The following is a 17,424-nucleotide window of genomic DNA, read 5'->3' on the forward strand; positions in this document are numbered from 1 at the left end:
CCTGTTCCTATCTTTTGCGATAGATCGGGCTGAAGTCCAACACCCGGCTGAAATAGCGCTGGTATTTCAACGTCGGCGCTTCCGCTTCGCCCAGAATGAGGTAGCCATTGCGGGCGAGGGCATGATGCAGCTTGGCAAAAATGGTTTGCTGATACTTGGGGTTGAAATAAATCAGTAGGTTCCGGCAAAACACCAGATCAAAATTTCCAAAGATGCTCTCCGGCGGAACACAATGCTTTGTATCCAGCATGTCGTAAAGGGAAAATGTCACCAACTGCCGGATTTCCGGGACCAGGCGAAATGATCCCCCCTCTTGGGTGAAGTACTTGATAAGCAGTCGATACTTGATATGGTCCACACTGGAGACAGGATAGACGGCCCTGAGGGCGTCTTTCAACACACGGGCGTCAATGTCGGTGGCAAAAATGTGCACGTCCAGGACAAGCTCTTCCCTGCACAGCAGCTCATGGATCAGGATGGCAACGGAATAAGGTTCCTCACCCATGGCACAACCGGCTGACCAGATCCGCAGGGAGCGATCCCCAAGTCGAATTTTTTCGTGGACGATAAACGGCAGGATTCGCTCGGCGAGCACTTCGAAAGTCAGTGTGTCCCGGAAAAACCGGCTCACATTGATGGTGATGGCATCGAGGAGCTGATCCATTTCACTCGTACTGTCTTTGACGTAGGCGAGATAGTCATGATAATTGCTGCAATGTGCAGTGATCATGCGGTGGCCGATGCGACGCTCGAGCATGGCCGGGTGATATCCGGAAAAATCAAAGCCCCTCTTTTCCATGAGGTAATCGAGGATGGACTCGATTCCGCTATCCCTTTCCTGCGTCGCCCGCCTGTACATTGGAAAAGAATCTCCTGTCCCTTTTGCCCCGAGCACCAAGGTGCATCCACATCACGTGTTAAAACCATTCTTATTGGGGTGGAGCGGGGCGGACTGGTTGAATTCAATGGATCAAAAAATCTCGGGTTGCCATGAAACTCGTCACACGAAGGATATGGGGCGATGAGTGTTGGCAAAGAATTCGTTCGGAAAGCGGCAACTCGTCGAGCCTAGAATGACGTAAAACAACAAAAATATCAAGCCGCGATCACAGCGGAGCATCGATTAAAACAAACGCGAAGGAAAACAAAGCCGGATATTCGAACTCGCAGGAACACGGGCACAATAACCGACGGCTATCCCTTGAGCCCATCAGAACAATACTTACCATTAGATGGAGTCCGAGAAATCAGGCAGATTAACCGTGGAACATTGCTGCAGCTCTTTACCGCGCGTTGCTCATCAATGACTTGGTCCAATAGGAGGCTACAAGGTATGCGACCCTATGCGCTATTCACTTTTATCTTTACGATCAGCTCACTGGCCCCATTTCTATTGAGCGCTGCTATTGCCGTCAACCCTGCTCAAAGCGACAAGAAGCGGGCGACGGCTACCTTCGCAGGCGGCTGTTTCTGGTGTATGCAGCCGCCGTTTGATAAGCTCGAGGGGGTTGTTTCAACAACCGTGGGTTACACGGGAGGACACAAGGCCAGGCCGACTTATGAGGAAGTCTCCGCGGGCGCGACCGGCCACGCCGAAGCCATTCAAATTCTCTACGATCCTGAAAAGATCAGCTATACCGATTTGCTCGAGGTCTTTTGGCACAATGTGGATCCCTTCGACGCCCATGGCCAGTTTTGCGATCGCGGCAGCCAATATCGTTCGGCCATCTTTTATCATGACGAAGAACAAAGGAAACAGGCTGAAGCATCAAAGGCTCGACTGCAAAACTCACTTGGTGCAAACCGCCCGGTCGTCACCGAGATTGGGCCGACAGCGGAATTTTTCCCGGCCGAAGAGTATCATCAGGACTATTATCGCAAGAATCCGGTGCGTTACAAGTTCTACCGGTATGGTTGCGGCCGTGACAAACGACTGAAGGAGATCTGGCGTGACGCTGCTGGCGACTGACGTTACAGGGCCGATCACAGTTCATCAAAGACAGGGAGAAAGAATGTTACAGGTCTTAAAAAGTGAGGGCAATGTGCTGGGAGTGGAAATTAGTCGTGAATACACTACAGCGGATGTTGAAGAATTCAAAAAGCTTTTCGAAAGCAAGCTGGCCGAGGGGCATCATCGTGTAAACGTACTGGTGAAGATAGACAATTTGGCCCCCGGCAAAGTGAGACTCAGCGCAATTTTGCAGGATTCAATTTATTCACTCAAGTATCTGAACAACTTGCGGCACATTGCTGTTGTGGGTGACAGCAAGCTGAAAAAAGTACTCGTGGAACTCGACAATAAGTTGTTTGGAAGTGAAAAAAAAGAGCTCATCGAGAAGTATTTCGATACGTCCGAGATCGACAAGGCATGGGAATTCGTCCAAAGTTCAACAGTATAAACCCTTAGCCGAAGCTTAAATAAATTATTGGGGCAAACCGGTGCACAACCTTCCCCCGTTTGCCCTAATGTCCTAATGGGATGTAAACTGACGCTGCCTGGCTGCCAGAGCGTGTGTGATGCGATCGATGATGATAGCCAGGAAGACGATGCTTAAGCCCGCTTCAAATCCGCGGCCGACCTCGATACGATTGATCGCCAGCAGGACCTCGAGGCCCAATCCTCGTGCACCGATCATGGACGCCACCACCACCATGGAAAGGGCCATCATGGTCGTCTGGTTGACGCCGACCATGATGGAGGGGAAGGCAAGAGGCAGCTGCACGTTGAACAGAATCTGGCGAGAGCTCGACCCCAGCGATTCAGCGGCCTCCAGGACGGTCTGCGGCACCTGGCGTATTCCCACGTTGGTCAGGCGGATGACCGGCGGCACCGCATAAATGATGGTGGCGAATACTGCCGGAACTTTTCCCAGCCCGAACAGCATCAGTGCAGGAATCAGGTACACGAAGCTGGGCATGGTTTGCATGGCGTCCAGAAAGGGTCTCAGCAACTGCTCGACCAGGTTGTTTCTGGCCATCAGAATGCCGGCGGGGATCCCTATGGTCAGGGAAATGATGACCGCCGACGTCACCAGCCCCAGAGTCATCATAGCCAGTCGCCAGTAGCCGAAGGTGCCTATGACGAACAACAGAGCCGCCATAACCAGTCCGTGCCACCAGCGGCCCAGGGCCCTCCAGGCGACCAACCCCACGAGAATGAGAACCACGTACCACGGCATCACAAGAAAGAACTTTTCGATGTAGAGCAGCACTTGCAGGAGAATATCACCCAGGGCGTCAAAAAAGCCACCCCAATGGGCGAGAATCCAGTCCATCAATTCATCTACCCAGGTCGCCAGTGGAATCTGAATATTTGCAGGAAACTTAGTCATTGTTGGTTTCCTCCCTGTCCGAGATCATGCTGTCGAGGATGGTGCGGTCGTGAATCACTCCCAGGAATCTGCCTGCGCTGTCAGTGACGGCTATGGAAAAATGGCTGGAAGTGGCGAGGGGAAAAAGATCTTCCACGATTGTGTGCGGCTCGCATTTGGGGACATCCGCGAGGATCGCCTCCTTTATGGAGGCGGCGCCCTGCTTGATGAGATCGTCAATGCCCTCTCGCGTCACCAGTCCCAGCAGGGTGTGATGTTTTGACACGACAAATGCATTTTGACGCCGGGCCGCTCGCAGCAGGTGTCGCACCACGTGCGGCCCCTGCCACTCGTAGATGAGCAGCGAGGGCTCTTCCTTGATGCGGTCGGCGGTCAAGATTTTAGCGGGAGAAGCATCCTGGACGAACTCTCGCACATAATCATCGGCGGGCGAGGTGACCACGTCTTCCGGAGTGCCCAACTGAATGATTTCGCCATCGCGCATGATCGCGATGCGGTCTCCCAGCTTGAGTGCTTCGTGCAGATCGTGGGTCACAAAAATGATGGTTTTATGCAGCTTGTCCTGCAATTCCACCAGTTCATCCTGCATTTCGCGACGGATGAGAGGGTCCAGACCACTGAAGGGCTCATCCATGAGCAGGATTTCGGGATCCTTGGCAAGGGCCCTGGCAATGCCTACTCGCTGCTGCATGCCGCCGCTCAAAGATCCCGGCAAATAATCCTCCCATCCCTTGAGCCCGACCGTCTCGATGGCTTTTTGAGCCTTTTCGTAACTTTCGACTCTGGAAGCCCCTCCCACCTTGAGACCATATGCCACATTGTCGCGAACGGTGTAGTGGGGAAACAGCCCAAAGTGCTGAAAAACCATGCCGAAAGTCTTGCGGCGAAGGCTCATCAGTGTGGCTTTGTCGAAGGCACAGATATCCTCTCCATTGACCAGGACATGACCTGCCGTAGGCTCGATGAGACGCAGCAAGCACCTGATGCAGGTTGATTTGCCGCTGCCGGAAAGCCCCATGAGCATAAAAAACTCGCCCCGTCGCACATTGAAGGAAACATTGCGTAAACCCACCACACAACCGGTCTGATCCAATATTTCCTGTTTTGATGAGAATTTCAGGTCGGACTGCAATAGATCTTCGGCCTTGGGGCCGAAGATCTTCCACAGCTCTTTGACTTCCAGGAATTTATCACTGCCGTGGGAAAGCTCTTCCCTGTTTTCCAATATTCCACTCCAGTTGAGGGGGTGATCGGTGTATTGCTCTCCTTCTGCGAGGATCTCGTGAGCCGTCCTTCCCGCTGGAACCACCATTGAAATTGTGTGGTGCGGTTGCCGGTCGGCGGCAGGGATCGCACAACCATTCTGGCTACTGCAGTGCTGCCTTGACCTTTTGCGCCACGTCGTCAGGCACCCACCTGGTCCATAGATCTTCATAATTCTCCAGGAAATAAATCGCTCCCTGGTCCGTGCCAACTTTATTTTCCTGCATATAGGCCAGCACCTTGTTGTTCAGCTCGGCCGTTGTCTCGTACTTTTTCAGCATTTCCACCGCGTCGGGAGCCCGTTTCAGGAGACTCGCGTTCACGTAAATATCCACTATCGGAGTGGTGAAGCCGCATTCATGAGTGATTTCCCAGACTTCCTTGCTGTATTCCGGCTGTTCGAGAGCGGTCATGTCCAGTTGGCCGAGCACCCACGTCGGTGCCCAGTAATAGCCAACCCACGGCTTGCCTTTCTTGTAGGCGGCCACCATCGAGCCGGCCAGGGCCGCATCCGAGCCCGGAGTGAGAATATTGAAGGTCTTGTTCAACCCATACGCTTTGAATCGCAGCTCATTGTCCCGGGTTACGGTCCAGCCGGGAACCGAGTTGACAAACAGCCCTTTGCTCGGATCTTCCGGGTCTTTGAAGAGCTCCCAGTATTTGGGAAGATCGTACACGGATTTGAGATCTGGAGCCATCGGCTTGATATTTCTTGCTTCATCCCCCTTGATCACGTATGTGGGCACAAACCAGCCCTCACCGGCATCACTGAAGTTGGGGCCGAGGTTGACGATGGCGCCTTCCTTCAATCCCTTATCGAAGATCTCCTGGCTGTTTTGCGTCCAGGACTCCATGTCCACATCCGTATCTCCGCGAATAAGCCCGGTCAATAACGGCACCGTTTCACCAGGTTGATAATTCACTTCATAGTCATAGCCATGTTCGAGGATGAAACCGGCAATGCGATTGTGCACCTGGATGCTGTCCCAGCTGCGATCGTTGAACCGAATAGGAGTCCTGGACTCCGCAAGGCCCGGGCCACTCAGCGCCGAAAAACAGAACACTGCTGCCAGTGCAATCAGAAAGATCCTGCACAAGAGACTCCGGGATATTGTCATAGCTTCTCCTTTTCTTCTCATGGTCATCGTTTGACAATGGGCCGGTCGCACCGGGCTTGCCTCGCATCAACGCGGCCATCCCTTGCACACCCTCGAGCAGCGGTGACGAACACGGAAAGAGGGGCGGGATGAGTTGCACCGGTGTGCTGGCTTCTCCTCCGGGCAGCAACCGGTCTTAATTTGAGGTCGAACCGGGCAGGGCCTGATGGCTGGCCATCCGTCAAAACTTAACAAGTGAAAGCTATCGATGTCAAGTATTCTTATCTGAGATTATATTGACTGGAACTATATCAACTCAAAGTTTATTCCCGGTCCACTTGTATGCGTACTTCATTTGCTTTGGACAGCTGCGGGGCTGACTGATGAATAAACCAAATTTCGTCACCGCTCATCCCATCCCGCTTGCGCAAACGACGCCTACGACTGCTCTTTTCCAGCGAATTTAGGTTATTTACACAAACGGCACGACAGCAAGACTCCGCACCCAAGCACAGCCGGCGTCACGGGGGCATCGGAGGGGTGGTGCACCGCTGCAAAGATGGCGTGGCCTTTGGATCTGTAACAAAGAGTGAAATGTGAGGCTCTGGTTAACCTCTACGTTAAATCTTGTGCTCCAGGAGACGTCCCAAAGCCGCCAGGTGAGCCTTTTCCTCTTCGGATACGCGGAGGAGAACTTCCCTGGTCTGCTGTTGCCTGCTCGCCGCCGCCATGCGCAGATACAGGTCAAGGGCTTGAGTTTCGATCATCATGGCCAGCTCCAGGTACCCCGAAATGGTCTGCAGATACGATTCATTTCGTTCCATGAATTCTGCCAAATCGATCCCGCCCTCCATCACATGGACATCATCGGAGCGACCGCCGATTTGCTGCTCGAACACTACCCGCTCTGTGGCAGGAACAAGACTCAACAGAGTCTGCTTGTGGCTCTCTTCTGCCTGGGTGAGCGAGGTCAGCAGGTCTGCAAATTCTCTGTCCGTTGTACGATGCTTGACGGTCTCATGGAATTTCCTCAGGCCCTCTTCAAACTCATAGCCCATCAAAATCATCTCGAGCGGTGACTCGTCACCCCGCATGAATTTCAGATGAAACTCCGTGGGACCTGAGGCGACGGGCTGATCCCACGCCTCGATGCCCCCCATGAGATGATACACGTCACGGAATCCCTGATTCATGAGCAGTTGTGCCGCCATGCGACTGCGCCCCCCGACGGCGCAATAGACGATGGTCGGTTGAGACCTGTGAAGAGTCTCCATCGAATCGGCCAGTTCCGGCAGTGGAATCAATCGAGCGCCGGGCAGATGGTTTTTTTCATATTCGACGGGTTGTCGCACGTCCAGCAACACATAGGTGCCTTCCTTTTGCTCCCGCATGAAGTGCTGCACATCGTCAGGAAACATCACCCTGACCTGATCTTTTTGACCCTTTTGGCCCGGCATTGTTGCTCTCCCTTTATGCTTGGCATGACGTGCTTCGAATTGCCGCGCGTCGGACTCACAGACCGCTCAGTCCCTGCAGAAACGCCAATACATTCAAACCAAGCACCTGCTGGTTGTAGCCTCCCTCAAGCAGCGCAAAGCAGCCTGCACCAAGCCGGGAGCAGGTTTCTCCAAGCATACTCCCGAGGGTGCGATAGTCTTCCGTGCGCAGCAGTCCGCCCCAATCCTGCATATGATTGTCAAAACCTGCCGAGATCCCGAATACATCGGCCTTCGCCGAGGCCAGATGATCCTGCACTTGGTGCATGTAACTCAAACGATCATCCGCACTGGGGTTGTGGATGGCTGCATAGCCTCTGTCTTTCAGTATGGAAACGGTTCCATCCCCGTAATGCATGTCAAAATCGAGCACATAGGCCGTCTCGATCTGGTGATTGCGCCGCAGGTGCTCCAGCGCAATGGCCATGTTGTTGAAGTAGCAAAAACCCCAGGCGCTGTCAGCCGAGGCATGATGTCCCGGCGGGCGGATCAACCCAAAACAGGGCTCGGCCAGACCGATAGTCGCCGCTTCAATGGCCGTACCGGCGGCCAGTGCAGCAATATTGAAAAGCCCCTGGCGGCTCACTCTGTTGATATGAGAATCGGTGTGGACCGCGGTCAGATCATCCAGCCCTGCAGGATATCCACCCTCCTGCCAGGGGAAATCCGTTTTGATCGCTTCCAAGATAGCTTCGATCCTGCCCGGTGCCGCTGCCGGATCATGCGTGTAGACCCGGCAAAAATCCGCATGAGTTAGAACCTTCATGAGACGTCCTTCCTGTGCCCTTAATCCATGGCAAACCAACGGCACAGCAATGATTGCCGACTTTTAAGGTTTGCCACATAGCGGCGCCATTGGGCTCTTTGTTTTCGTATTTCGCCGATCGCACGGCCCATTTCCTGCCACTGCACCGCCACGCCAGCGAAATACTTCATACAATGGTTCCTGCGCTGTTTCATCGTGTCACACTACATTGCCGGCGGATGCATGAAACGTCCATGCCACCACATCCCGCTTCCTCCCGTAACAGCTTGAAAGATCAACATAAAAATAACCCATATGAGGGCCAGGATGATAATGGCAGGAATCGATGCAATGACCCATTTGACCATGAAAAAAACCATCGACCAAAATTTCATCCTGATATCGACCACAACGACTTCTCTTGCGTCCTGAGAATCCACACGGCCTCCTTTCTGTCGCACTGTGTCACCGGGTCATCGCAATCGCCCGGCGGTGAAACCGTCAAAAAAAACAAGGCACCTTGAACCATGTGTCGTTTACCTGTAGAAACAATACCGGTGGCACTGAGATACTTGTTTCAATAAGATAGGGTTGGGCGTTCCCTATGGAGAAAAACATGGTACCAATCAAGAAAGTGCTCAGCGAAATTGAAAAGCTGGCCAAAACGATGCTGACCTGGCCCGAAGACGATCGCATTTCGCTCTATAAGAAATTGGATCCTCATCTACTGCGATTGGAGGAACAATTCACCCGATCAGCCAATACACGGGCCATGGAAACACTATCCGAGCTGAAACTCCACCTGATCATGCTGGCTCGCCTGTACGAACCGGATGAGCATACGGACGAGCAGCATTACGGCTCGGCTGTCAATGCCATGGAGAGGCTCTCTGCCCTGTAGCTGACCTCTGCCGGCCAGCCCTTGCTGCGATGCCGCTTCAGGGGGAAAATTCTCACTTGCATGGCTGCGGATTGCAACGGGCTTCGTCATGAGCGGAAAACGCGTGGCGCACCCGTCACGACACCCTGGCAAAAAGGGCCCCTCACGCGTGCATCTTCATTGAGTCGCTGTGCGTACGGCCAACACCGCGGGATTGACGTTGACCCCTTCATCGAAACCGCTGCTGTTGCGGCTTTTGCCTGTACAGACATTGAATACCAGGGCAGAATCTTCCACCCGATCCGAGCTCCAAAGACTCAGAGCTCCGCTGATCATGGCGGGGCCGCTCCACGGGCAGGCGATCCCCCCCTCGTGCAGTGCCTTGAGCTCATCTATCGTCGGCATGCGCCAATCGGAGTAGCCGCCACAAGCCAGTTGCTCGGCGTATCCTCTGGCCGCATCCCACGAGATGGCATGCTTATTGACCTCTGCCTCCCACATCAGACCGGTTTCGGTATCGGTCACGGTCCCGTCACCGTTGTCGACATATTGGCCATTGGCCGATGCCCAGGCAGTTTTGCCGTCGCTGACCGCTACCTGAATGCAGGGCAGCGTTACGGTCCCCAAATCCCAGCCGTCGGGAAAGCGCTCGCGCGTGACCGCAGAGCTTTCTACCGGGCTGATTCTGCACCATTCGGGCAGGCCCGGAACTGTAAAATCAAGACGAACGTACCCTTCTATGAACGGCAGGCTAAAGGAGCCGTCCCCCCTGGTCGCGGCCTTGTCATCAGACCCCGCCACGGCGACCTCAACCCGCGCCAGAGGATGCCCGCCAGCGTCTTGGATGACGCCCTTAATTCCGCGGCTCAATATCAATTTCAGTCCCTGGCCGGTCATCACATATTCATTGCCGACATCGACCTTGGCACCTTCTTTGTCGGTCAAGTAGGGAATCAATTCCAAACCGTCTGGAGTCATGACATACTGCTGCCCGACGATCAACCCGCGCCCGTCCTTGTCGGCCAGATGTGGAACCGGCTTCAGCCCTTCTTCGGTCATCAGATAATGTGTCCCCACCTGCAGCGGGTTGCCTTGCTGGTCTTCAACCCCTCCGCAACCACTCAGCCAAACGGCGACCAGGACCAATATCAAAAGTCTGATCGAATTTCCCATGACGTCCCCCTCCCATTATACTCGTTTAGGTTAACCCAAATTTAGCGACCAGATGTGCAGGCACTGATCATACCGGCGCAATACCACCTTAGCGGCAGAAATATGAAAAATCTCTCATTCCTGTACAATTTTCCGGCTCCACTCGGATAAAATTCGCCTAATCGTTCACCGCCAACACGCGAAGGACGCAAAGTCGCGCAAAGAGCCCTCCCCAAACGGCGCAACCGCTGCAACCTTGGCGTTCTTTGCGCCTTTGTGGTTCATAAAAGGGCTGTATGGTGAACGGTTACAAATTCGCACACAGTTCCCGGGCACCTGTCGGCGAATGGAAGATTACTCTCCACCCTGAGGAGGAAAGGTTAGGTTAGGGGGTGAGATTTCAATCACTCAAACCCTCACTCCAAACCTCTTCCCCAAGGGAGAGGGAGTATTCGGGCACGCTCCTTGGTAATAAGGAAACGCTCTCTCAGCTGTCAACCATTTTTGACCACCGCAATCCTTCGCAAGAAGACTATCCGTGGCCGTCCATCCTGGCTTTGAACACACCCATCAATGCCTGGAACCGGTTCTCTCTGATGGCTCGGCGGAACCGGGCTCGATAAACGTGCATGAGCGGCACGCCATCGACATCGATTTTACATACCAGCCACTGGCCGCGTTCATAGCGCAAGAAATAATCGACCGTCATAACCCTGGCGGCCCCTGCCACCTCAGTGGACACATAATAGTATTTGTCACCAACGGCCTTCTCTCTGACAATCTGGACCTGCTGCCCTCGGGAGCATTCAAGATTTTGGACAAGAGTCTCCTCCACCAGCCTGGAAAAGACAAGATCGAACTCGGCACGCTCCCCGTCTGACAGCTGCAGATAATGATCACCCAGCATCCGGCGCGCCATTTCGCCAAAGTCAAAGCGGTTCTCCAAAATTTTAAAGATTTGATTCTTACGCATCAACTGTTTACTGGAATCAATAGGATGGTGCTCTCCAACCAGAGCAATCACGTCATCCATGGACTGCTTGAGCTGCTGGGACGGCGTTACACCCTGCACAGGCCCGGCAGCGAAGAAGACGATCAACAAAACCGACCACAGAGCTGCCATTGTTTTCATTTTCGCTCGCCCCCTTTCCAAACCAACCCCGGGCATCGCCATTGGAGCTCTTTCCATTGCAAAGTAATGCACCCATTTTGGGCTTTCAAGATGAGCGGCATGCTGCTAAATTACCTCTCTTATCCTGGGGGATCACGCGTTGCAACTCGACGGCAAATCCTCCGCGCGAGAATCCCGCTCACAGCCCGTCGGCACGCAACCATGCGCCCGCTCGTGGGGTGATAAAGGAGAACCACCATGGCTGTACAATTTGTAAAAATAGAAGTTTCTCCGCACGGCATGGCCCCTTCCAGTGAAACGGATGCACTGAAAATGATCGAGGTTTGCGGCAGGACAGCCTATAAATCGGAAGATAAGATCACACCGGATTCGGCCAAAGCCTTCGTGTTGATGCTCAAAAAACATGGTCACTTGTCTGTTCTGGAGCACAGCAATGCAGTGTTGCGGGTGACGGCCGATGTGCACTCCCAAACTGGTGCCGTCGAGCCCGTGCAAACCCTTCAGCAGAATCTCGTCAGTTGCCTGAAGGAACGAAACGCTTACCACCGGACCCATGTTCTGCCCGCTGCGAATGCGCTGGCCATTGCAGGGAATTTCCGGGGCTGGATGGAGACCCTGCGCTATTTGCAGGACCGTTCCAACGATGCGTACCACTGGTTGGCCGGTGCAATGCATCGCTTCTTTCCCAATCTTTTCAAGGCAAGCGAGTCGACTCCCTGCAGACCTGGTTGCGACATCGATCTACTTGACAGCCAGCAGCAACTGGCTCTCCTCAAAAACGACAACTCATCCGATTTGCCGGTTTTCATCTTCAAGATCGTCTGCGACCGCGGCATCACCCATGAAATCGTGCGCCACCGGGTATTCTCCTTCACGCAGGAAAGCACCCGTTATGTCAACTACAAGAACAAAGGAATGACCCTGATCCTTCCCGAAGAGCTCGAGCCGTATTATGATCCTGAAACGGCAGCGTTGCACCAGGGAGAATCCCTGGTGACCATGTGGGAAGCGAGAGCAGACCAGCTCTTTCAGTGGTACCAGGCCGATGTCAATCGAGGGCGAAGGCCTGAGATAGCCCGGGATATCTTGCCCAACCTGCTGAAGAGCGAGATTTTTGTGAGCGGACGCTGGAGCGGCTGGAAGCACTTTATCGAGCTGCGGGATTCCCGCCAGGCCCACCCCCGGATCCGCATCATTGCCCAAGCGGTCAGAAAGTATTTTGCGTCCCTGGGGCTCAGTTGCGGGGGAGACGAGGTGCATACGTGAAACAAATCTTTGACCTGCAGTGGAAGCTTAACACCTACACCCTGAACAAGATCGGCATCGACTACCGGGCGACCATCACAGACCCTCAACAGAAGCCACTTTGGATAGACAATTATAGAAAAGCGCTGTCTGCAGAACTGGCGGAACTCACCCGCGAAGTCAAAGAGTTCGGCATAGGAACCGACAACGGTAAGATTGAAATTGTCGACATGCTGCACTTTCTGGTGAGCCTGTCCCACATCGTGGGTTTGAGCGCCGCCCAGCTTCCCGGGGCCTCAGCCTGCAAGGCAGTAGAGAAGACCGACCAGCAAACGGCCCCGAAGCATGGCTTGTCGTTCGACGCAACGGTCATTAGCACGTTCCTCAATCTGGACGACCTGCAGAACAGCCTCAAATGGAAGTGGTGGGCCAGGGGAGGTGGATTTGATTCCGCCAGAGCAACCCGGGCGGTGATGGATCTATGGGACCGTTTTTATGAGTTGTGCGCCGTTTTCAGATTGGAGCAGGCACAGGTCAAAAGAATTTACCTCGGCAAGAATGAAATCAATTTCAGACGCCAGGATGAGAACTACAACGAAGACACTAAAACCGAGGAAGACAACGAGGCATTGAAAGCCGCCATCAGTCAGGCATGAACCTTCCCCTGACGGCCGCAACATTTGCCCAGTGTTTCATGCTGAGGTGGGATAAGTTCAGACAGTGAAGCCGGATGCAAAATTCATAAGCTTTGAAGGTATTGACGGATGCGGCAAGAGCACCCTTTTGGACCGTTTGTGTGCGTGGCTTGATGAGTCCCGCATACCCCACATAAGAACCAGAGAACCGGGTGGAACATTTCTTGGAGAGAGCATCCGTCGTTTGCTCCTGGATCCCGCCTACCACATGATGGACGCATGGGCTGAAGTTTTCCTCTACACTGCGAGCCGCGCGCAACTTGTGCGGGAAGTGATCAAACCGGCCTTGCAGGATGGCGTATGGGTGGTGGCGGATCGTTTCATTGATGCCACCCTGGCTTACCAGGGTTACGGGAGGCGGCTCGATGTGCAGCGTCTGAGACAAATTCAAGCGTGGGCCAGCGACGACCTTTGGCCCGACCACACCGTGCTGCTCGACTGTGACGTCCACGTTGCTCTGGAACGTCTGCATGACCGCCTGGAGGTCGCAGACCGAATGGAATTGCAGCAGGTGTCGTTTCATCAGCGCGTGAGACAAGGTTATCTCGAACTTGCCCAAGCGGAACCGCAGCGGTTTGTAATCCTGAACGGTGAAAAACCCCTCACTGAAGTGGTGCAGGATTTACTCACATTGTTCTGGCACCCGCATTGTCATCGGTCTCGCCAGGTTGCGGCACAGTAATCCTGTGCGTTACAAGTCGAAAGTACAATGAACAGGGCTTGATCTACCAGGCTGCTCAGCAAGGTCTGGTTATTTTGGGTTGAGCGGCAGCTGTGAGTCTGATGAGCCAGCAGCTCCGTTTGAACGGGTGGCCCCTGGTGGGCGGTTGGCCGTCGCCGGACGAGGCGCCCTCCCTTGCAGAACGGCCTGTGACCATGCAATTCGGCGTGCAAATCCCACACTAGCCTTGTTCCCTAAGTCCGGCTCTGGGGCACGGAACTCTTGCCCTTGATCTTTCCCTGAGTGTGCTTCTTCACACCTCCGGTCTTGCGGCTTGCAGATTTTTTCTCGAGCTTTGTTTTGCTGCCGTTGTTTGCAGCAGTGCTCTTTTTGTCTTTGCCAACCGTTTGTTTGGGCTTGCACTTATATTTGCTGCTGCTCAGTTTTGCCGGTTGCTGCTTCCTGGCCGCAGCCGTGCGAGATTTGTTGAGCCGTGCTTTGCTGGGCCTGCTGGACCGGGCTTTGGTCGTTACCTTCACGCGGGGTTCATGCGGTTTGTATTTGACCAGTTCTACGGGGACAGAAGTGAGGGGCGCACCGCCAAAGCCATATTCCAACAGCCTGGTGGTCTCCAGAGTCCGCAGCCGCGGGGTGGAAGCTCCCAGCACCACGGCAATTAGACGCCTCTCCCGGCGTACCGCCGTGGCCGACAAGTTGTACCCGGACGCATTGACAAATCCGGTCTTCAAGCCGTCAACGCCGGGACAAACTCCCAGTAGCTTGTTGGCATTGCGTCGTGTGATATTGTTGTAGGTGTATTGCTGCATGGAGTGAATTTCCAGCGCCTCTGGAAAACGCTGCAGATAAGCCATGGAAAGCCTGGCCACATCACGCGCAGTGGTCACCTGGCCTTTGGCGGGCAGCCCGTTGGGATTTGCAAAATGGCTGTGCAGCATGCCGAGCCTTCTGGCTTTTATGTTCATCAGGGTTACGAAGTTGTGCACGCTGCCACCCAGGTACTCCGCCACGGCAATCGCAGCGTCATTTCCTGACACAATGGCCATGCCTCGAATGAGCTCTCCCAAAGGCACCCGATCTCCCGCCTTCAATCCCATTCTCACCGGTTGAGCATTGGCTGCCGCCCTGCTGATATAAACCATGTCCGTCAAATGAACGCGACCCGCCTGCACGGCTTCGAAGGCCAGATAGAGTGCCAGCACCTTGGTGATGGATGCCGGTGCGATGGGAACATCCGCATTCTGTTCGAACAGTACCCGTCCGTCAGAAGCATCCACCAGGATGGCAGAGCGCGCATGGATCAAATTGGAAACAGCACCGCCGGCTTCGCCAAAAGCCAGAGATATGGTCACGGTACAAGCTAAGAAGATGCCAATCCATTTGTGTTGGAAACGCTTCATCATCACATCTCCCAGGAAGAGTAGAGAGAAAAACCGGCGGCTTTCAAAAGGCTGATCCCACAAGGGTTCGGGGGGTGTTGCACCTTTCCAGTAAGCTTCTTGCGGTCCGCTCAGCAGGCCCTGTTGTCAACTGAAATCATGCCAAAGGCTGTTAATCCAGCCCCTCATCTTTTACGGCCGCTCAGCAGGCGGCACTACGTTTGTTTTCTGACTGTATGCGACCATCGTGCCTGGTTTGTCAACTGGAAATGAATCACAGGCAATCCCCACCCGCAATAATCCATCGTATTCCCCTGGTCTTCAGCGGGAAACCAACCGGAGCCACAGAAGATTGGAGGAAGGGATCGACCTTGCATCAATAATCGAATAGAATAACATGTTGATCGTAAAAACATACAGCACAAGATGCAGCGGGAGCTCGCAGGAAAGCTGCCGGGTTTGACCATCGCTGTAACGGCAAATTGCTCTTTCGCACTGCTAATTTTTGAGGACAAGCTGGAGTGGATAAACAACATCAGAGGGAAGTCAAGCGGCGCCGCACTTTTGGAATCATAAGTCACCCCGACGCCGGCAAAACCACCTTAACGGAAAAGTTACTCTTGTTCGGCGGCGCCATCCAGATGGCGGGCGCAGTTAAAGCCCGCAAATCAGCCATGCACGCACACAGTGACTGGATGGCCATCGAGCGCGAACGGGGCATTTCCGTGACCACCTCGGTCATGAAGTTCAACTATAAGGACTTTGAAGTCAATCTGCTCGACACACCGGGACACCAGGATTTTTCCGAAGACACATACCGGGTGCTCACCGCGGTAGACAGCGCTTTGATGGTGATCGACAGTGTCAAGGGAGTGGAAACACAGACGCAAAAATTGATGGAAGTCTGCCGTATGCGCAACACCCCCATCATCACTTTCATCAACAAACTCGACCGGGAAGGGATGAATCCCCTGGATATCCTGAGCGAGATAGAAGAAAAGCTGCAAATTGAATGTGCCCCGCTATCCTGGCCGATCGGCATGGGCAAGTACTTTAAGGGAGTGTACAACCTGTACCGCGAGGAGCTGCATCTTTTTACTCCCGGCGGTGAAACCCGCGAGCAAGACGGCATTTTGGTCAAGGACTTAGCGGATTCCATCGTGGACAAGCTTCTGGGCTCGTCGGCCATCAGTCTGCGCCAGGATGTGGAGCTGCTGCAGGGAGCGGCCGACCCGTTTGATGTCAAGCACTTTTTGCGAGGCAACCAGACGCCGGTTTTCTTCGGCAGCGCCCTCAACAACTTCGGAGTGCGCGAACTGCTCGATGCTTTCGTCGCCATGGCCCCTCCGCCGGGACCAAGACCTGCGGCCTCGCGCAACGTTTCTCCCCATGAATCACCCTTTTCCGGCTTTGTATTCAAGATTCAGGCCAACATGGACCCGGCCCACCGCGACCGCATTGCCTTCCTGAGGGTCTGTTCAGGAAAATTCAAGCGCGGCATGAAGGTCGTGCACCATCGGCTCGGAAAAGAAATTTCCCTTGCCAATGCCACCATTTTTATGGCACAGGATCGCACCAACGTTGAAGAGGCGTATCCTGGCGACATTATAGGCATCCACAACCACGGAACGATCAAAATCGGCGACACCTTTACAGAAAAGGAACCGTTGCAGTTCACCGGAATACCCAGCTTTGCCCCGGAGCATTTCCGCCAGGTAGTATTGAAAAACCCACTGAAGAGCAAGCAATTGCATAAAGGCCTGGTGCAACTGGCCGAAGAGGGTGCCGTGCAGTTTTTTCGACCTCTCACAGGCAACGGGTATATACTCGGAGCAGTAGGGGTGCTGCAATTCGATGTCACGATGGCTCGACTGAGAGACGAATACGGAGTGGACGCCGTATATGAAAATGCCGGTTTTGCCGCGGCGCGCTGGGTGGAGTGCGACGACAGGAAGAAGCTGGAAGAGTTCGAGCGGAAGCATCGGCCGAACATGGCCTACGACGCTGAAGGACATCTGACTTACCTGGCCGCGAACGAGTGGCGGCTTGGCTTTGTCATGCAAGATTGGCCCGATATCACTTTTCGCAAAGCGCGTGAACACAACTGAAGGAGGCCCGCACAATGGATCTGAGAGAGCTGGAAAACATTCCTCCCTGGGAATGGCCGGAAGACACCGAGATCTTCCTGCGCAATATGCTCAGCAACAAACGAGAACAAGTGGCCGACCGGTTACTGGCTGCCGAGTTTTCCGGGGAGTTCGCCGTGCTGTGCGATGAACTTGCCGAAACGCTGCTGTCCGTAGTCGAAGATGGCGACGAACCCGAGGAG

At 54.1% G+C, this 17,424-nt stretch carries 18 protein-coding genes; 7 read left to right on the plus strand and 11 right to left on the minus strand.

Annotated features, from left to right (window positions below; genetic code table 11):
- Positions 1-7: 7 nt before the first annotated feature.
- A complete protein-coding gene (locus K1V27_RS14175) occupies positions 8-859 on the minus strand; it encodes a CheR family methyltransferase (protein ID WP_258930689.1) in 852 nt (283 codons plus the stop codon).
- A 474-nt stretch (positions 860-1,333) separates the two neighbouring features.
- On the opposite strand from K1V27_RS14175, the gene msrA reads away from it, so the two are divergent.
- Both msrA and K1V27_RS14185 read left to right on the plus strand, forming a co-directional pair.
- The gene (gene msrA, locus K1V27_RS14180) at positions 1,334-1,969 is read left to right on the plus strand and encodes a peptide-methionine (S)-S-oxide reductase MsrA (protein WP_258930690.1); all 636 of its coding nucleotides are present in this window, start codon (positions 1,334-1,336) and stop codon (positions 1,967-1,969) included.
- Entirely contained in the window at positions 1,950-2,399 is a 450-nt protein-coding gene (locus K1V27_RS14185; RefSeq protein ID WP_258930691.1) for a SpoIIAA family protein, read from the plus strand. Before msrA ends, K1V27_RS14185 begins: the two co-directional genes overlap by 20 nt.
- Before the next feature lie 72 nt (positions 2,400-2,471).
- Here K1V27_RS14185 and K1V27_RS14190 read toward each other — a convergent pair whose 3' ends face one another.
- From K1V27_RS14190 to K1V27_RS14220, 7 genes are all read right to left on the minus strand, one after another.
- A complete protein-coding gene (locus tag K1V27_RS14190; RefSeq protein ID WP_258930692.1) occupies positions 2,472-3,332 on the minus strand; it encodes an ABC transporter permease in 861 nt (286 codons plus the stop codon).
- A complete protein-coding gene (locus K1V27_RS14195; protein ID WP_258930693.1) occupies positions 3,325-4,557 on the minus strand; it encodes a quaternary amine ABC transporter ATP-binding protein in 1,233 nt (410 codons plus the stop codon). The genes K1V27_RS14190 and K1V27_RS14195 overlap by 8 nt, the downstream gene beginning before the upstream one ends.
- Before the next feature lie 142 nt (positions 4,558-4,699).
- Positions 4,700-5,713 (minus strand): ABC transporter substrate-binding protein, encoded by a 1,014-nt coding sequence (locus K1V27_RS14200; RefSeq protein ID WP_258930694.1) that lies wholly within the window; start codon positions 5,711-5,713, stop codon positions 4,700-4,702.
- 599 nt (positions 5,714-6,312) lie between these two features.
- Complete coding sequence (locus K1V27_RS14205) at positions 6,313-7,149, minus strand: rhodanese-like domain-containing protein (protein ID WP_258930696.1); 837 nt, start codon at positions 7,147-7,149, stop codon at positions 6,313-6,315.
- Between the two features lie 55 nt (positions 7,150-7,204).
- Positions 7,205-7,954: an arginase family protein gene (locus tag K1V27_RS14210; protein WP_258930698.1), complete on the minus strand. Its 750-nt coding sequence runs from the start codon at positions 7,952-7,954 to the stop codon at positions 7,205-7,207.
- 20 nt (positions 7,955-7,974) lie between these two features.
- Positions 7,975-8,124, minus strand: a complete 150-nt coding sequence (locus K1V27_RS14215; protein ID WP_258930699.1) for a hypothetical protein — start codon at positions 8,122-8,124, stop codon at positions 7,975-7,977.
- A 33-nt stretch (positions 8,125-8,157) separates the two neighbouring features.
- Entirely contained in the window at positions 8,158-8,373 is a 216-nt protein-coding gene (locus K1V27_RS14220) for a hypothetical protein (RefSeq protein ID WP_258930700.1), read from the minus strand.
- Between the two features lie 176 nt (positions 8,374-8,549).
- Between K1V27_RS14220 and K1V27_RS14225 the strand changes: the two genes are divergently transcribed.
- The gene (locus K1V27_RS14225) at positions 8,550-8,834 is read left to right on the plus strand and encodes a hypothetical protein (protein WP_258930701.1); all 285 of its coding nucleotides are present in this window, start codon (positions 8,550-8,552) and stop codon (positions 8,832-8,834) included.
- A gap of 156 nt (positions 8,835-8,990) precedes the next feature.
- Here the strand turns inward: K1V27_RS14225 and K1V27_RS14230 are convergent, their stop codons facing one another.
- Together K1V27_RS14230 and K1V27_RS14235 are read right to left on the minus strand one after the other, a co-directional pair.
- Positions 8,991-9,986 carry an Lcl C-terminal domain-containing protein gene (locus K1V27_RS14230; RefSeq protein WP_258930702.1) on the minus strand — a complete coding sequence of 332 codons (996 nt, stop codon included), beginning with the start codon at positions 9,984-9,986 and terminating at the stop codon, positions 8,991-8,993.
- A 511-nt stretch (positions 9,987-10,497) separates the two neighbouring features.
- Positions 10,498-11,097, minus strand: coding sequence for an MlaC/ttg2D family ABC transporter substrate-binding protein (locus K1V27_RS14235; RefSeq protein WP_258930703.1), 600 nt, complete (start codon positions 11,095-11,097; stop codon positions 10,498-10,500).
- Between the two features lie 237 nt (positions 11,098-11,334).
- Between K1V27_RS14235 and K1V27_RS14240 the strand changes: the two genes are divergently transcribed.
- The 3 genes from K1V27_RS14240 to tmk all read left to right on the plus strand — a co-directional run bounded on the left by K1V27_RS14240 (position 11,335) and on the right by tmk (position 13,719).
- Positions 11,335-12,363, plus strand: a complete 1,029-nt coding sequence (locus K1V27_RS14240; RefSeq protein WP_258930704.1) for an FAD-dependent thymidylate synthase — start codon at positions 11,335-11,337, stop codon at positions 12,361-12,363.
- Entirely contained in the window at positions 12,360-12,998 is a 639-nt protein-coding gene (locus K1V27_RS14245; RefSeq protein ID WP_258930705.1) for a dUTPase, read from the plus strand. Before K1V27_RS14240 ends, K1V27_RS14245 begins: the two co-directional genes overlap by 4 nt.
- 64 nt (positions 12,999-13,062) lie before the next feature.
- Positions 13,063-13,719, plus strand: coding sequence for a dTMP kinase (tmk, locus tag K1V27_RS14250; RefSeq protein WP_258930706.1), 657 nt, complete (start codon positions 13,063-13,065; stop codon positions 13,717-13,719).
- 233 nt (positions 13,720-13,952) lie between these two features.
- On the opposite strand, the gene K1V27_RS14255 is transcribed toward tmk, so the two are convergent.
- On the minus strand, positions 13,953-15,119 hold the full coding sequence (locus K1V27_RS14255; protein ID WP_258930707.1) for a D-alanyl-D-alanine carboxypeptidase: 1,167 nt from the start codon (positions 15,117-15,119) through the stop codon (positions 13,953-13,955).
- A 497-nt stretch (positions 15,120-15,616) separates the two neighbouring features.
- Between K1V27_RS14255 and K1V27_RS14260 the strand changes: the two genes are divergently transcribed.
- On the plus strand, positions 15,617-17,203 hold the full coding sequence (locus K1V27_RS14260; protein WP_258930708.1) for a peptide chain release factor 3: 1,587 nt from the start codon (positions 15,617-15,619) through the stop codon (positions 17,201-17,203).
- Positions 17,204-17,424: the final 221 nt, after the last annotated feature.

The sequence above is a fragment of the Desulfoferrobacter suflitae genome, assembly GCF_022603395.1.
In the GTDB taxonomy this organism is placed as follows: domain Bacteria; phylum Desulfobacterota; class Syntrophobacteria; order Syntrophobacterales; family Syntrophobacteraceae; genus Desulfoferrobacter; species Desulfoferrobacter suflitae.

Excerpts from the sequence above, each read along its gene's own strand:
- msrA (WP_258930690.1), top strand. The coding sequence starts at position 1,334 with ATGCGACCCTATGCGCTATTCACTTTTATCTTTACGATCAGCTCACTG.
- K1V27_RS14200 (WP_258930694.1), bottom strand. The coding sequence starts at position 5,713 with ATGACAATATCCCGGAGTCTCTTGTGCAGGATCTTTCTGATTGCACTG.
- K1V27_RS14230 (WP_258930702.1), bottom strand. The coding sequence starts at position 9,986 with ATGGGAAATTCGATCAGACTTTTGATATTGGTCCTGGTCGCCGTTTGG.
- K1V27_RS14205 (WP_258930696.1), bottom strand. The coding sequence starts at position 7,149 with ATGCCGGGCCAAAAGGGTCAAAAAGATCAGGTCAGGGTGATGTTTCCT.
- K1V27_RS14175 (WP_258930689.1), bottom strand. The coding sequence starts at position 859 with ATGTACAGGCGGGCGACGCAGGAAAGGGATAGCGGAATCGAGTCCATC.
- K1V27_RS14190 (WP_258930692.1), bottom strand. The coding sequence starts at position 3,332 with ATGACTAAGTTTCCTGCAAATATTCAGATTCCACTGGCGACCTGGGTA.
- K1V27_RS14225 (WP_258930701.1), top strand. The coding sequence starts at position 8,550 with ATGGTACCAATCAAGAAAGTGCTCAGCGAAATTGAAAAGCTGGCCAAA.
- K1V27_RS14215 (WP_258930699.1), bottom strand. The coding sequence starts at position 8,124 with ATGAAGTATTTCGCTGGCGTGGCGGTGCAGTGGCAGGAAATGGGCCGT.
- K1V27_RS14210 (WP_258930698.1), bottom strand. The coding sequence starts at position 7,954 with ATGAAGGTTCTAACTCATGCGGATTTTTGCCGGGTCTACACGCATGAT.
- K1V27_RS14255 (WP_258930707.1), bottom strand. The coding sequence starts at position 15,119 with ATGATGAAGCGTTTCCAACACAAATGGATTGGCATCTTCTTAGCTTGT.
- K1V27_RS14240 (WP_258930704.1), top strand. The coding sequence starts at position 11,335 with ATGGCTGTACAATTTGTAAAAATAGAAGTTTCTCCGCACGGCATGGCC.
- K1V27_RS14235 (WP_258930703.1), bottom strand. The coding sequence starts at position 11,097 with ATGAAAACAATGGCAGCTCTGTGGTCGGTTTTGTTGATCGTCTTCTTC.